The organism is Streptomyces sp. NRRL B-24085 (assembly GCF_001282115.1).
Classification (GTDB): Bacteria; Actinomycetota; Actinomycetes; order Streptomycetales; family Streptomycetaceae; genus Streptomyces.
The window spans coordinates 1-15169 of the sequence record NZ_LJBR01000197.1 but is presented as its reverse complement, the minus strand read 5'-3'; the positions used below and the strand labels follow the sequence as shown (position 1 = coordinate 15169).

Below are 15169 nucleotides of genomic sequence, written 5' to 3'. Positions count from 1 at the left end.
ACTGGGCGTCCCTCCTGCACACCGCCCGCAGTCCCCTCCCGCCCCGACGGACCGTCGACGACAACCTGCTGAGGAGCGTCACCCGATGAGCGTGCCCGACCCTTTCATGACGCCGGATCCGCAGGCCGTCGCGGAGAGCAACCTCATGGACTTCGCCCGCCACGCCGGGATGGCCGACGCCGACTACGCCGCCTTGTACCACTGGTCGGTCACCGACCTGGAAGGCTTCTGGGCAACCGTGTGGGAGTACTTCGACATCGACGCGGACACGCCCTACGAGCAGGTTCTCGCGGACGAGCGCATGCCCGGCGCCCGCTGGTTCCCCGGTGCCACCCTCAACTACGCCCACCACGCCCTGCGCAACCTTGCCGACGACGCCGTGGCGGTCATCGCCCTGGACGAGACCGGATCCTGCTACGAGGTGACTGCGAGCCACCTGCGTGCCCAAGTGGCCTCCGTCGCCGCGACCCTGCGCGAACTCGGCGTCGGCAAAGGTGACCGGGTCGTCGGCTACCTGCCCAACACCCCGCATGCCATCGTCGCGTTCCTGGCCGCCGCGAGCCTGGGCGCGGTGTGGTCGGTGTGCGGGCAGGACTACGCCCCCAAGGCCGCCGCCGACCGCTTCGCCCAGCTCGAACCCACCGTCCTGATCGCCGCCGACGGCTATCTCTTCAACGGCACCGCCCACGACCGGCGCGACGCCGCGCTGGAACTCGCCCACGCCCTGCCGACGTTGAAGGCGACGCTGCTGGTGGGACACGTGGGCCTGCCGTGGCCCGCACAGCCGTACCCGTCGCTGGTGGTCCCGTGGGAGGACGCGGCCACCCGCACCGAGGAACTCACCTGTACCCCCGTGCCGTTCGACCACCCCTTGTGGGTCGTGTTCTCCTCCGGCACCACCGGACTGCCCAAGGGCATCGTGCACGGCCACGGCGGTGTCCTGCTGGAACACCTCAAGACCCTCGGCCTGCACTCCGACCTCGGCACCGGCGAACGGCTCCTGTGGTACACCACCACCCACTGGATGATGTGGAACCTCGTCGTCTCCACCCTCCTGACCGGTGCCACGACCTGCACCTACGACGGCAGTCCGGCACCCCTGGCCAAGCCCGACACCCTGTGGGAACTGGCCGCGCGCCACCGGGTGACCGTCTTCGGCACCAGCCCCCAATACCTGCTGGGCATGGCCAAGTTCGGCATCGATCCGTCCGTGCACGACCTGTCGTCGATCCGGGTGGTCGGCTGCACCGGCTCCACCCTCCCGGCCTCCGCTTATCCCTGGGTCCGCGAACACGTGGGGGAGCGGGTGCTGCTGGCCTCGATCAGCGGCGGCACGGACGTCGTCTCCGGCTTCGCGGGCAGTGCCCCCAACACCCCGGTCTGGGCGGGCGAGTTGTCCGCACCCCACCTCGGCGTGGCACTGGCCGCCCATGACGCCGAGGGCTTTCCGGTCGTGGACCGGGTCGGGGAGCTGGTCGTCACCCGCCCCATGCCGTCGATGCCGCTGTACTTCTGGAACGACCCGGACGGCACGCGCTACCGCGAGGCATACTTCTCCGTCTACCCCGGCGTCTGGCGGCACGGCGACTGGATCACCGTCACCGGCCACGGCTCCGTGATCGTCCACGGCCGCTCCGACTCGACGTTGAACCGCAACGGCGTACGGCTGGGCAGCGCCGACATCCACGACGTCGTCGAACGCCTCCCCGAGATCGCGGAAGCCCTGGTCATCGGAGCGGAGGAACCCGACGGCGGCTACTGGATGCCCCTGTTCGTGGTCCTCGCCGCCGGAGCCGAACTGGACGACACGCTGCGCGACCGCATATGTGAGGCCATCCGCAGCGGCGCATCACCACGGCACGTCCCCGACGACATCCTCGAAGTGCCCGGGATCCCGCACACCCGCACCGGCAAGAAACTCGAAGTCCCCGTCAAACGCCTCCTCCAGGGCACCCCTGCCGGGCAGGTCGTCAACCCGGCCACCGTGGATGCCCCGGACCTCATCGACTACTACGCCCGCCTGGGCGCTGAACGCAGGGACCGATCCGCATGACGACCGCACACGTCACTCTCGCCGTCGCGCTGGCCCTGGTCTTCCTCCCACTGGGACTGGCGAAGATCGTTGCCGTGCCTTTCATGCGCCAGGCAGCCGCGCATCTCGACATGTCGACGGGGCTCTACCGCGTCATCGGCACCCTCGAAGTGGCTGCTGCCGCCGGACTGCTGCTCGGCCTGGCCGCGGCCCCGCTCGGGGTGGCCGCCGCTGCCGGACTGGCCGTGCTCATGGGGGCTGCCGCGGTGGTCCACCTGCGCCATGGCGACCCGCCCGTACAGGCTCTGCCCGCCGCGGTACTGGCCCTGACGGCGGTGGCGTACGCCGTCACCGGCTGACAGAGCCTGGACTTCGTCCCTACGGTCGGCGCCGGTGGCGCGGGCACGAACAGCACGTCGGCCGACGGACAGGACGGCGATATGGCGCCGTTGCGCTGATCTCGTCAGCCGTCCCCGGACCGCCGGTCCCCCGGCATCCCCTCATCCCCCCGCTCGCTCGCGGCTCCCTCAGGAGGGCCCTTCATGCCCATGCTTACGAAGATCCCCGTCTACCGTCCCGATCTGTACTCGGCGTCGGCCATCCGCGACACGCATCCGCACTACGCCGCACTACGTGAGCTCGGCCCCGTGGTCTGGCTGAGCAAGCACAAGGTCCACGCCCTGCCGCGCTACGCCGAGTGCAAGCAGGTGCTGCTGGACGACGACACCTTCGTCTCCTCGGGCGGCGTGGCCCTCAACCCCGTCGCCAACCGTGTGGGCCAGGGCACCACGCTGTGCAGTGACGGCGAGGAGCACGCCCGCCGCCGTTCCCTCCTCGCGCACCGCCTGACCCCAAGGGCGCTGCGCGCGATGAAGGACACGGTCGAGCAACAGGCGGCCGCCGTGGTCGAGGCAGCCGTGGCCCGGCGGACCGTCGACGCGGTGGAGGTCGCCACGGCGCTCCCGATGTCCGTCGTCCCCGACCTGGTCGGCTGGCCCCAGCAGGGCCGCGAGCATCTGCTGCGCTGGGCCGGCGCCACCTTCGACGCTCTGGGCCCCATCAACCGACAGGCGGTGCGCACACTGCCCGCGTCCCTCGGCATGCTGCGCTACGCGCGCGCTGTCGTCCGTGACCGGTCCGTGCTGGACGGCAGCATGGGCCACGACCTGCTGCGCGCCGCCGACGAGGGCCGGATCATGCCCGCCGAGTGCGCCACCATGATGATCGACTACCTGGCGCCCTCCCTGGACACCACCATCAGCGCCATCTCCAGCGCGCTGTACCTCTTCGCCACCCACCCCGAACAGTGGCGCCTGCTGAAGGCGGACCCGGACCTCGTCCCGAAAGCGGTCAACGAGGTCGTCCGCTACGAATCCCCGATCCGCGCCTTCTCCCGCACCGCCGCCCGCGACACGGAACTGGCGGGCGTCACCCTTCCCGAGGGCTCCCGGGTGCTGGTCCTGTACGGCTCCGCCAACCGCGACCCGCTGGAGTGGGACGACCCGGACACCTTCGACATCCGCCGCGACGCCGCCCGCCAACTCGGTTTCGGACAGGGCACACACGGCTGCGCCGGCCAGGGACTGGCCCGCATGGAGACCTCCGCGATCCTGCGCGCCCTGGCCGAACGCGTCGACCGCATCGAGGTCACCGGCGCACCCGAGTGGGCCCTGAACAACGTCATCCACCGCCTCGAGCGCCTGCCGCTCGAACTCATCCCGGCCTGAACCCCGCCGCTCGCCCTTTTGAGGACTGCAGAGGACAGCACCATGAAGATCTCCGTCGACCATCCACGCTGCGAAGGCCACGGCCTGTGCGCCGACCAGGCTCCCGATGTCTTCAGCCTGGACGACGACGCCGAACTCACCTACCACTTCGAGGGCGCCGAAGTCCCCGACGAGCATCAGGTCGCCGCCCGCGCGGCTGTCAACGCTTGCCCGGTCGCCGCCCTGCGAGTCCTGTCGTGACCGCACCGCGCGCGGTGCTCATCGTCGGCGAGTCACTCGCCGGCACCGCCGCCGCCCGCCACCTGCGCGCCCTCGGCCACACCGGGCCGGTCACGCTCATCGGCGCCGAGGACCACGGCGCGTACTCCCGCCCGCCCCTGTCCAAGGTGGTCCTGAAGGACCCGGCCGCGGACCAGACCCTGGGCCTGGCCCTCGACGGGATCGACGTCGACGTCATCCGCTCGGCCGCCGTCACGGCCGACATCCGGCAGCACACCGTCACGACCGCCGACGGCCGCCAGGTCGGTTACGACGCGCTGATCGTCGCCACCGGAGCGGACGCCCGCAGACTCGCCGCCCCCGGGCAGCGCGGCGAACTGGTCCTGCGCACCCTGGACGACGCCCGCCTGCTCCGCGCCCGCATGGCGGACGCCGGCTCGGCGATCGTGATCGGTGCCGGCTTCCTCGGCATGGAGGTCGCCAGCGCCTGCGCCGCCCGCGGCATCCCTGTCACCGTCGTGGACACCGACCGGCCGCTGGAACGCATCCTCGGCAGCCACCTGTCCGCCGCGATCACCGCACGCGCTGCGGCGTACGGCATCCGCTTCATCCAGGCCACCGGCTTCGCCACCCTGACCGGCGACCCCGTGAGCGGCGTGGCGCTTCCCGACGGCACCGAACTCACCGCGGACCTGGTGGTCACCTGTGCCGGAGAAGTCCCCAGCGTCGACTGGCTGGCAGGGACGGGCCTCGCCGACCGCCTCGGCGTCGGCATCGACCATGCCTGCGCCACCACCGTGCCCGGCGTGTTCGCCGCCGGTGACGTCACCTACCTCCGCGGCGACGGCACACGGCCCAACCGGCGTGCCCCTTTCTGGTCCAACGCGCTCGCCCAGGGCAGGACCGCGGCGGCCTCAGCCCTCGGTCTCCCACCGTCGGGACCGTCGCAGGACGACTACTTCTGGACAGAGGTCGCCGGCCTCACCCTCAAAATCGTCGGCCGACTGCCGCTCATCGGCGAACCGACCACGGTCCAGGGCAGCGTGGCAGACGGACGCGCGTTGCTGACCTGGAGCCATGCCGACGGGACGTCGACGGCGGTCGCCTATGGACTGCGTAAACCGGTCGCCGCGCTCCGGGCGTTGGCCGCCACGTCTTGGCCGCCGTCCCGGTGACGGCGGCACGTGAGCGTCGCGACGTGAGGAGTGCCCTTACGCGGCGTACTCGGCTGCTCAGCGGGGCTACCGTCAGCTCTGCGGCAGTGGCTGTTCGGCCCAGATCGTCTTGCCGCGCCCGGTCTGCCGGCTTCCCCAGCGCTGGGTGAGCTGGGCGACCAGCAGCAGCCCGCGGCCGCCCTCGTCGAAGGCGTGGGCGCGGCGCAGGTGCGGGGAGGTGGAACTGCCGTCGAAGACCTCGCAGATGAGGGTGCGGTCCCGGATCAGCCGTAGCTGGATGGGCGGTTCGCCGTAGCGGATGGCGTTGGTGACCAGTTCGCTGACGACGAGTTCCGTGACGAACGACGTCTCCTCCAGTCCCCAGGCGGCCAGTTGGTCGGTAGCGGCCTGGCGGGTCGCGGCCACGTGCTCAGGGTCCGGTGTGATGTCCCAGGTCGCGACCTGGTCCGTGCCCAGCGCGCGGGTACGGGCCAGCAGCAGTGCGACGTCATCGCTGGGCTCCTCCGGCAGTACGGCCTTGAGCACCGTGTCGCACAGCATGGCGAGGCTGTCCACCGGTGCGGACAGCGCCCGGCACAGCTCGGCGGTGGCGTGATCGACGTCGCGGTCGCGGTCCTCGATCAGACCGTCGGTGTAGAGGGCGAGTACCGAGCCCTCGGGCAGCTCCATCTCGGTCGCCTCGAAGGGCAGGCCGCCGACGCCGAGGGGCGGACCGGCGGTCATCTCCACCAGGGCCGCGCTGCCGTCGGCCTTCAGCACCGCGGGCGCCGGATGGCCGGCCGCTGCGAGGTTCAGCCGCCGTGAGACCGGGTCGTAGACGGCGTACAGGCAGGTCGCACCGAGTTCCGCGGCCTCGCCGCTCTCGTCGGAGGCGAGGTGGGTGACCAGGTCGTCGAGGTGGGTGAGGAGCTCGTCGGGAGGCAGGTCGACGTCGGCGAGGGTGCGCACCGCCGTGCACAGCCGGCCCATGGTCGCCGTCGAGGGGATGCCGTGGCCGACGACATCCCCGACGACGAGGGCGACACGGCTGCCGGAGAGCGGGATGACGTCGAACCAGTCGCCGCCGATGCCGGCGAGCGAATCCGAGGGCAGGTAGCGGTGGGCCACCTCGACGGCGGCCTGTCCGGGCAGCCCCCGGGGCAGGAGACTGTTCTGGAGGGCCAGGGCCGTGGCGCGCTCCCGGGCGAAGCGCCTGGCGTTGTCGATGCACACGGCGGCCCGGCTGGCCACCTCCTCGGCGAGGACGATGTCGTCCTCGCCGAAGTCGTCCGGGTTGGCCATCCGAACCCCGACCACCACCCCCAGGGTGGTACCGCGCGCCCGCAGCGGTGCGGCGAGCAGCGAGTGCGCACCCTTGCGGTAGGCGCTGCCCGCGGGGCCGCGTGCGTTGCGCTCGGCTACCCAGCGCACGAAGTCCGGCTCGCCGGCCTGACTGACCACGGCCCGTCCTGCCCGCATGGCTCTCGCCGGTGGAGAAGACGGTGAACAGGTGCTGGTGTCGCCCACACGGACAGCGGCCTCCGGCGTTCCCTGCGTGCCTGACCCGTGGGCGACCCTGCGCAGGGCGATGTCACGCAACGGAATGTCCGGGAGCCCTTCCGCCTCGAAGACCCAGTCCAGCAGATCGACGCTGGCGAAGTCGGCGTATCGGGGGACCAGCAGCTCGATCAGTTCCTCGGCGGTGCGCACCACGTCCAGGGTGGTGCCGATCGACGCCGCGGCCTCGTTCAGCAGAGCGAGACGCTGCCGGGCCCAGTACTGCTCGGTACTGTCGAATGACGCGATGCCCACCGCCTGGAGCTTTCCGTCCGCGTTCCGCAGCGGCCACATGTCGGTGGTCCAGGAGTGTTCGCGGTTCAGCGCGGGCGCCCCGGTGAAGCTCTCGTAGCGGACCGGACGGCCTGTGTCGACGACCTGACGCAGGTGATCGAGCCAGCCGCGATGCGCCGGGCGATCCTCGACGCTTTCCGGAAAGTGCTGTCCCACCAGCGCTTCCTCGGGCACGCCCATGATCCGGCAGGCCACGTCGTTCAGCCGCACATAGTGCTGCGTGGTGTCGAACACGGACATGGGCAAGGACGCCTGCTGGAAGGCTTGGCCCGCCACGGTCGGCTCCTGCTTGCCGGGTGGATCGACGGTGACCACGTATCCGGACGGTTCTCCTTTCTCACCGAGCACGGCGCGGGCGGTGAGAAGGAGCGGAACGGACGAGCCATCCCGGTGGCGCAGTACGACGACGCCCGACAGGTTCGCGAAGGTGTCGGCCCCGATGTCCTCAGCCAGCAGTTCGCGGGCCGGCCGGTCCACCACCTCGTCGGCGGTGTATCCCACCAGGTCGCGTGCACCGTCGCTCCAGGCCGTGACCACACCCCGCACATCGACGATCGCCGCGGTGAAGCCCTGTCCCATGAATTCAGCATTGTTCCTCTGTCCGGACAGTTCAACTGAAACAGGGACCACGGTCGCGGGCCGACTGACTGCCGTCACTCGCCGTGCTCACACTCTGTGCTGTGGCGAGCTCCCGTGCCGCGGTCGCTGGGGCAGCGACCGGCGCGGCCGTAGTCCTGATCGGCTGCCACCAGGTCGGCCCCGCTGCTGTGGCTTGGGCCCTGCTCATCGGGGCGCTCACAGCCGACCTGTTCCACCGCGACTTCGACCGGGACCACTTAGGACCGCGCCGACGGCGGCCCTTCGCGAGTGACGTGCGGCGGACAGCACAACCCCTGGGAAGAATCAACTGTCCTCTCTGCGGGCACCAGGTGTGCCAGGAGCAGAGGGGCGCGATCGCAAATCGCGCGCCCCACTCCGGCCGGCGGGTGAGACCCGCAGGCCCGTGCCACGAGGAGGCAGGCGGGATGGCTGCACGTAGTGACGATTCAGACGGCTTCCCAGCGCCCTCCCGCACGCACGGCGAGGACCCCATCAGGAGCATGCAGCCCGCTGCGGAAGGCGTAAACCTCGCGCGAGAGGTGGTCGAGCCGCTGCTGCGCCGCGCTGACTTGTTGGCGCAGCTCCTGCGGATCGGTGTTCGCACGTGACCCGGCGGGGGCAGAGGTGCGGCATCAGCTGTGGATGTAGCCGGCCAGGCAGAAGGGCCCGTCCGTCCATGACCAGTCCGATGCCCAGCATGCCGCCTCCGATGCCGACGCCCCCGGAAGACAGCCAGCCGATCTCGTGCTCATCGGCCCAGGCCCCGGTGCTCGCTGCGACGAGGAAGCTCAGCAGGCACGCGCCGTGAACGGGCCCTTCTAGCGGCTGGCCCGATGTGTCCCCGGCGAGCTGCCCAACGTCGGCGCAGCCAGTCAGCCACCAGGCAGTGAGGGAAGAGGCCCGCCGAGACATGTGTGTACGGCCGCTCATCGAGCGGCCCGTGTCCGCTGGGTGGTGGAGGCCGATCCACTGCCAAATCCGCGTCCCGCATGGGGTCAGTTCCGGCGGGTCACGGCGTGCAGGAAGAGTCCGGCGGTGAGCAAGGCCAGGCCAGTGGCGAGGAAGGGCGTGCCAGGGCTGGGCAGGACGTACAGCGCACCCCTGCCAGGGACAGCAGGGTCCCTGCGACTACCAGGGCGGTGCCGGTGCAGCGCTCCCACACGGGGAGCGACACCGGATCACTCGCCGGCCGTACCCGTTCCTGCTCATGTGCATAGAGCGCGCCAGGCTTCCGCGGAGCGCACGGCGACGTCCCATGGAGCGCCAGACGACGTCGTGCCGGTCACCACCGAAGTGCTGTCCGTTCTCGTGGACACCCGGCGCCGGACGTGCCCCCGAACTGCTGTCGAAGCGCTGCCCTGCGTCGTCAACAGAGCCAGTGGCCACCTGCCTTCGGGCCGCGTGGCCAAGCAGGGGTCCAGGAAGAGCGGTTGCCACGTGCAGTGGACCCTCGCCGCAGGCTGAGCGGCTGGGCGCCTCGTCAGGAAGCGGGAAAGCGGCGGAGAGACGTTGACAAGTGCCGTCCCTTCCTTCCATCATCATTCCACTAATCACATAGTGGAATAGTGATGAAAGAGGTGGTGGCCGTGGAGTACCGCATCGACAGGCGGAGCGGGGTCCCCGCCTTCCAGCAGATCGTGCAGCAGACCAAGCAGGCTCTGCGGCTCGGCGTACTGGTGCCGGGCGACCGGCTGCCCACCGCGAAGGAGGTCGCTGAGACGAGCGCGGTCAACCCGAACACCACGCTCAAGGCGTACCGGGAGCTGGAGCGCGAGGGTCTGGTCGAACCGCGGCCCGGCCAGGGCACCTTCGTGCGCCGCGCGCTCGGCCGCCCGGAGACGGGTACCGACTCGCCGCTGTACGGGGAGCTGGTGGCGTGGATGGCGAAGGCGGCGGGGGCTGGTCTGGAGCAGGAGGACGTGGCCGCGCTGGTCGCGTCGGCGCTGGAGAAGCAGTACGCCTCCGGGACCGCGGTGGTCACGGGGGCGACGAGAACGAGGAGCACAGGTGAGTGACTACATGTATCCGGGGGAGCCGGCGCTCGAGGCGCACGGGCTGGGGATGCGCTATCGGCGGGGCTGGGCGCTCAGGGACTGCACCTTCCGGCTTCCGGCGGGCAGGATCTGCGGGCTGGTGGGCCCCAACGGGGCGGGCAAGACCACGCTGCTGAACCTGGCGGCGCACGTCCTGAAGCCGACACAGGGTTCGATCAGCCTGTTCGGCGAGGAGCCGGGCTCGGTGGAGTCCGGTCGGCGTACGGCCTTCCTCGCGCAGGAGAAGCCGCTGTTCCGTCGCTTCACCGTGGCGGAGACCCTGCGGCTGGGCCGGGAGCTGAACCCGGGCTGGGACCAGCGGGCCGCCGAGGACATCATCCGGGCGGGCAACGTGCCCTTGGACGCGAAGATCGGCACCCTCTCCGGCGGCCAGCGCACCCGAGTCGCCGTCGCCCTCGCCTTCGGCAAGCGCCCCGACCTGCTGCTGCTCGACGAGCCGATGGCGGACCTCGACCCGGTCGTGCGCCACGAACTCATGGGCACCCTCCTCGCCGAGGCCGGCGAGCGCGGCACCACCGTGGTGATGTCCACCCACGTCCTGGCCGAACTGGAGAACGTGTGCGACTTCCTTGTCGTCATCTCGGGCGGCGGAGTGCGCCTCGCCGGTGACGTGGACGACCTGATGACCGTGCACGCGGTGGTCACCGGGGTCAGGGAGGGCGACAGCCTGCCCGACGGCCTCGGCTACCACACCCTCGTCGAGGCCCGGACCAGCGGACGGCAGTTCACGGCGCTCATCCGCCCGGAGGGCCCGGTCGCCGGCCCCTGGGAGGTGGCCGCCCCGAGCATGGAGGAACTCCTGCTCTCCTATCTCCGCTCACCCGACGCGCCACCACTGATCACCCCCACCGCCCAGGTCCAGGGCCAGGCGTTCGGCACCGGGACGGTGGCGGCATGAGCACCCTCACCAACCCCTCGACCAGCGGCAGGAACGGAACGACGAACCGAACGATGAACGGGACGACGAACGGCACCAGGAACCGACCCAGGCACGGGGCCGGGAACGCGACCGCCACGGAGGCCACCCGGCGCCCCCGCCTCAGCGGCATGACCTGGCTGGTCTGGCGCCAGCACCGAGCCGCGTTCTGGACCGTGATCGCCGCCACTGTGCTCTGCGTGGCCTGGATGGTCTATCAACGTGCCCAGATGATGGACTTCCTCGACGCCTACGGCTTTCCCGCCAAGAACCTCGATGACGTGGAAAGGCAGTTCGATCCGTACATCGGCGCGTTCGACTCCGTCACCACCGGTCTCACGGCGATACCCGTCATGCTCGGTGTCCTCCTCGGCGCCCCGCTGCTCGCTGGCGACCTGGAGAACGGCACGGCCAAGCTGATCGCCGCCCAGTCCGTGAGCCGCAACCGCTGGCTCGCCACGAAACTGGCACTGACCGGGCTGGCGGTCACGTTGGCCACGGTCACGCTCTCGGCTGTGTTCGCCTGGTGGTGGAACCCCATCAAGCTCCATTACGCGGACATCGACTGGACCACGAGGGAGTTCTTCAACACCACGGGCCCGGCGCCCGTCGCCCTCTCCCTGCTGTCCGTGTTCGGCGGGGTGCTGATCGGTGTGATCCTGCGCCGCACGCTGGCGGCCATGGTCGTGACCCTCGGCTTCACCGTCGCCCTCCAGGCCCTCTGGGGCTACTTCAAGTTGTCGCTCGGCGACATCGTCACAGCCACCAGCAAGCCGGTCAGTCCCGGAACCCTGATCACGTTCCCGCCGGTGCCCCGCACCGCGCACGTGCTGGACACCTCGTATGTCAGCGGCAGCGGCAAACACTTCGACCTGACCACGTGTACGGACACGCTGTCAGCGGAGGCGACTGCGCAGTGCATGAAGAAGGCGGACATCGTCGGCGCGTCGATCGACTACATCCCCATCTCGCAGATGAGCAGCATGCAGTGGCTCGGGGCATCGATCCTGCTCGCCCTGACCGCCGGCATCGTGGTGTTCCTCTTCGTCTGGGGTCGCAAGCGGCTCGTCTGAGCAGCCGTTCGCGCCCAACAGCCTGCCTCACCAACTCAACGCCCCCGCGCGGAGCTTCGGTGATCGTCCAGGCGTCTCACTCACGCGCGACCAGTGGTATTCGGCTGTGCCCGAAACGCCTGGTGCTGGTCGAGGGATGACACGAACCATGAGGGTGTCGTCAGGAACGACGGTTCCGGCCAGCGCCCAAGGGAGAGAACATGAGTCCACTGCACTCGCGGAAGTCGTTGAGGATGCGCTGTGCCTCGCTCGCACTCGGACTGGTGGCCGCGTCCGTCTTCACGACGGCCCTGGCCTCGCCGTCAATGGCCGCGCCGAGCCAGACCGCCCCGTCCGTCCAGACGGCGGACGCCAGGATGGAGCGGGAGATCGCGGGCCTGCTTCGGCACAACAAGGGTGCCGAGCGGGTGGCCAAGGACCGGGTGCGGCTGGAGCCCGGCGTGGAGATGACCGTTCCGTCGTCCACCCGCGCGGCCGCCGGTATGAGCGACTGCCGGCCCGGTTACGCCTGTGTGTGGCAGCACGGGAACTACAGCGGCTACCGCCTGGACTTCTACTACTACGGCTCCTATGAACTGGCCAACTACGCCATGCCAGGCGGCGGCACCTGGCAGGACCAGGTCAGCTCCTTCTTCAACAACCAGACGGGAGGCGCCTGGATGGTCGGCAAGGACTGGATCAGCGAGGGCGGCAGCAGCGGATGGGAGTGGATCTTCGGTGGTCCGGGTGCGTACGCCGAGCCCCAGGTGAGCGCCAACGACCGAGCAGATCTGATCCAGTTGTACGCGTAGCCCAGACCGTAGCCCAGATCTGAAGACGCGGCGCGGCACCGGCACGGTGCCGCGCCGCGCCGCGAGGTCGGTGAACCCGCTGCTCCTCGCACTTGGTGGAAGCGGCACGGTCGAAATTCCTTCGCAGGTCGTGAAGGGCGCCGATAGGCTCGGCGGGTGATCAATTTGGTGGTGCGTGGAGACAGCGGAAGGGCCGTGGCCCGCGCCGAGGCCGGCGTCGAATGGACCGTCGGCTTCCCGGATCTGAGCGCGACGGAGTTCCCGATGCTCTGGGCCCTGACTCCTTATGGGGATGCGGTCTTCAACCAGCGGCAGATTCCGCTGCTGCTGGCCGAGCTCGACCGGATCCCCGCTGCCTGCGGTGGCGAATGGGTCGAGCAGGCCCGCGAGTTGTGTCAGGTCGTCGAGCGCGGGACGCACCTGTATCTCTGGTTCGTCGGCGACTGACGGCGGTCAGTCTTCCGTCAACTTCCTTGCCTTCGATCGGAGCGGGGAGGGTGGCGGTCCCCACGGACCGCCACCCCCGTACGGTTCCGTTCATCAGGTTCCGGTCAGGGTGCCCAAGGGGCCTGAACGGTCCAGGTGGTGTCCTCCGTGAACAGGGCCGGGTTGTCCCAGGCGTGTGTGCCTCCCGGGGTGGCGAGCCACAGTTCGGCGTTGTAATGGCGCAGGTACTGCTCCGGGAAGTTGTACGCGGACAGCCGTATGCCGCCGCCTGCGCCCCGGACGGGACAGAAGGTGGCGTCGGCCCGGTACACGTCGCCCGATCCGGCCTCCTTGTAGACGCGGAAGTCGCGGTGACGCAGGTACTGCCCGGGGTAGTTGCGCGACTCGAAGCTGTAGCAGGAAGTGTTGGCGAGTCCGGGGACGACCTTCCAGGTGGCGTCGTTCTTCAGCAGGGCGTCGCTGCCGCTGTTCACGACCTCCGTGAAGACCGCTCCGTCCTTGTGGCGCACGAACCGGTCCGTGTAGCCCGGCGTCGTCACCCGCAGCGACCGATACTCGTTGACGGGCAGGGTGGGTGGGGCCGTCGGTCCGCGGGAGGCGTTGATCAGGGCCTGGTTGGCGGCTCGCACTCGGGCCTCGTCGACCTTGACCACCTGGCGGTCGTAGGTGAGCAGGCCGTTGACCTCGTTCTCGACGTCCGTGATCTCGGTGTAGACCGAGGCGGACAGGCCGCGCGGCATGCGTACGTCGCGGATCGCGTCGATGAGGCCCACGAACCGGTTGTTCAGGTGGGCCAGGTCGGGCTGGTCCTCGTAGCTGAAGCCGCCGCCGGGGTACCACTCGTGGCCGGTGACCCTGAAGCCGAGTCCGCCGAACTCGCCGAGGACGGCGGCGCGGGTGGAACTGGGCACGGTGGTGCCGGGTCCGACGTAGACGTGGTGGTCGACGACGTCGCCGTTGCCGCCGTCGACGGCACCGCAGCAGTTCACGCCGCTCATGTTGTCGACGAGACGTGAGGGATCGTAGGCCTTGACCTTGTCGGCGATGCGGGCCTGATCGTACTGGCCCCAGCCCTCGTTCTGGTTGACCCACATGACCAGCGACGGGGAGCTGCGGTGCTGGTCGATGATGCGGTCGTACTCCGCCTCCCACTGGGTGCGGGCGGCCGCGTCGGGGGTGCGAGGCATGGACGGCATGTCCTGCCAGACCAGCAGACCGAGCCGGTCGGCCCAGTAGAACCAGCGCTGCGGTTCGACCTTGATGTGCTTGCGGACCATGTTGAAACCGAGGTCCTTGTGCTTCTGCAGGTCGTGGCGCAGGGCGGCGTCGGTGGGCGCGGTGTAGATGCCGTCCGGCCAGTAGCCCTGGTCCAGGGTGCCGGTCTGGAAGACAAACCGGCCGTTGAGGACCGGCCGCAGGAGGCCGTCGACCCGGGCGATGCCGATGGACCGCATTCCGGTGTAGCTGCCGACCGAGTCGACCGTCGTGCCACCCGAGAGGAGATCGGCCTTCACGTCGTAGAGGAAGGGGTCCTCCGGCGTCCACAGGCGCGCGTTGGGGACGGGCACGGTGAACTCGGTGCCGACCGGGCCGGACGCGGTGCCGACCGTCGTGCCGCCGGTGGAGACGGTGACGCGGGCCTGGTGGCCGTTCGTCCCGGTGCCCCGGACGATGACCTTGAGGCGGTTGTTGGGCAGGTCCGGCACCATGTCCAGGCGGGTGATGTGCGCGGCAGCCGTGGGTTCGAGCCACACTGTCTGCCAGATGCCGGACGCGGCCGTGTACTCGATACCGCCGCCGGGATGCGGGGCGACGTCGCGGATCCGCTGTTTGCCGATCGCCTGGGTGCCGGTCTCGGTGGGGTCCCAGACGGAGACCACGATCGTGTTGCTGCCGGCGGCGAGGAGGTCGGTGACGTCGTAGGAGAAGGCGTCGTAGCCGCCGCTGTGGGTGCCGCCCGCCTGGCGGCCGTTGACCCACACGGTCGTACGCCAGTCACTGGCGCCGAAGTTGAGCTGAACGCGGCGGCCGTTCCAGTTCGACGGGACGGTGAAGGTGCGCTTGTACCAGAGCTTGTCGTTTTGGGTGATCTTGCGTTGGATCCCGGAGAGGGCGGATTCCGCGACGAAGGGCACCCGGATCTGCTCGGTGAAGGCGGCCGGCTGTCCGGCGTCGGCCGGGGTGACGGCGAAGTCCCAGATGCCGTTGAGATTGGTCCAGTCGGGGCGGGTCATCTGAGGGCGGGGGTACTCCGGCAACGGTGTGTCGGTGGGGACCTGGTTCGTCCACGGGGTGGTCATGGGGG

12 protein-coding genes are annotated in these 15169 nt (G+C 70.0%); 10 read left to right on the top strand and 2 right to left on the bottom strand.

What is annotated here, in order from left to right; all coding sequences use genetic code 11:
* The first annotated feature begins 85 nt into the window (after positions 1-85).
* The 5 genes from AOJ26_RS21790 (at position 86) to AOJ26_RS21770 (ending at position 5153) form a co-directional block, all read left to right on the top strand.
* A complete protein-coding gene (locus tag AOJ26_RS21790; RefSeq protein WP_053850007.1) occupies positions 86-2053 on the top strand; it encodes an acetoacetate--CoA ligase in 1968 nt (655 codons plus the stop codon).
* Positions 2050-2391 carry a DoxX family protein gene (locus AOJ26_RS21785; RefSeq protein ID WP_053850006.1) on the top strand — a complete coding sequence of 114 codons (342 nt, stop codon included), beginning with the start codon at positions 2050-2052 and terminating at the stop codon, positions 2389-2391. The genes AOJ26_RS21790 and AOJ26_RS21785 overlap by 4 nt, the downstream gene beginning before the upstream one ends.
* A gap of 183 nt (positions 2392-2574) precedes the next feature.
* Complete coding sequence (locus AOJ26_RS21780) at positions 2575-3759, top strand: cytochrome P450 (protein WP_053850005.1); 1185 nt, start codon at positions 2575-2577, stop codon at positions 3757-3759.
* Positions 3760-3801: 42 nt separating this feature from the next.
* Positions 3802-3999, top strand: coding sequence for a ferredoxin (locus AOJ26_RS21775; protein WP_053850004.1), 198 nt, complete (start codon positions 3802-3804; stop codon positions 3997-3999).
* Entirely contained in the window at positions 3996-5153 is a 1158-nt protein-coding gene (locus tag AOJ26_RS21770) for an NAD(P)/FAD-dependent oxidoreductase (RefSeq protein ID WP_053850003.1), read from the top strand. The genes AOJ26_RS21775 and AOJ26_RS21770 overlap by 4 nt, the downstream gene beginning before the upstream one ends.
* Positions 5154-5225: 72 nt before the next feature.
* On the opposite strand, the gene AOJ26_RS21765 is transcribed toward AOJ26_RS21770, so the two are convergent.
* Positions 5226-7562: a SpoIIE family protein phosphatase gene (locus AOJ26_RS21765; RefSeq protein WP_053850002.1), complete on the bottom strand. Its 2337-nt coding sequence runs from the start codon at positions 7560-7562 to the stop codon at positions 5226-5228.
* Positions 7563-9151: 1589 nt separating this feature from the next.
* Here AOJ26_RS21765 and AOJ26_RS21755 point away from each other — a divergent pair.
* The 5 genes from AOJ26_RS21755 to AOJ26_RS21735 all read left to right on the top strand — a co-directional run bounded on the left by AOJ26_RS21755 (position 9152) and on the right by AOJ26_RS21735 (position 12864).
* The gene (locus AOJ26_RS21755; protein ID WP_053850000.1) at positions 9152-9598 is read left to right on the top strand and encodes a GntR family transcriptional regulator; all 447 of its coding nucleotides are present in this window, start codon (positions 9152-9154) and stop codon (positions 9596-9598) included.
* Between the two features lie 4 nt (positions 9599-9602).
* Positions 9603-10535, top strand: coding sequence for an ABC transporter ATP-binding protein (locus tag AOJ26_RS21750; RefSeq protein WP_053850009.1), 933 nt, complete (start codon positions 9603-9605; stop codon positions 10533-10535).
* Positions 10532-11626, top strand: coding sequence for an ABC transporter permease (locus AOJ26_RS21745; protein WP_053849999.1), 1095 nt, complete (start codon positions 10532-10534; stop codon positions 11624-11626). The genes AOJ26_RS21750 and AOJ26_RS21745 overlap by 4 nt, the downstream gene beginning before the upstream one ends.
* A gap of 200 nt (positions 11627-11826) precedes the next feature.
* Positions 11827-12417 (top strand): peptidase inhibitor family I36 protein, encoded by a 591-nt coding sequence (locus AOJ26_RS21740; RefSeq protein WP_053849998.1) that lies wholly within the window; start codon positions 11827-11829, stop codon positions 12415-12417.
* Positions 12418-12573: 156 nt separating this feature from the next.
* On the top strand, positions 12574-12864 hold the full coding sequence (locus tag AOJ26_RS21735) for a hypothetical protein (RefSeq protein ID WP_053849997.1): 291 nt from the start codon (positions 12574-12576) through the stop codon (positions 12862-12864).
* A 104-nt stretch (positions 12865-12968) separates the two neighbouring features.
* Here the strand turns inward: AOJ26_RS21735 and AOJ26_RS21730 are convergent.
* Positions 12969-15169, bottom strand: a 2201-nt coding sequence (locus AOJ26_RS21730) for a glycoside hydrolase family 2 (protein WP_053850008.1), incomplete at its 5' end; no start/stop codon positions are given.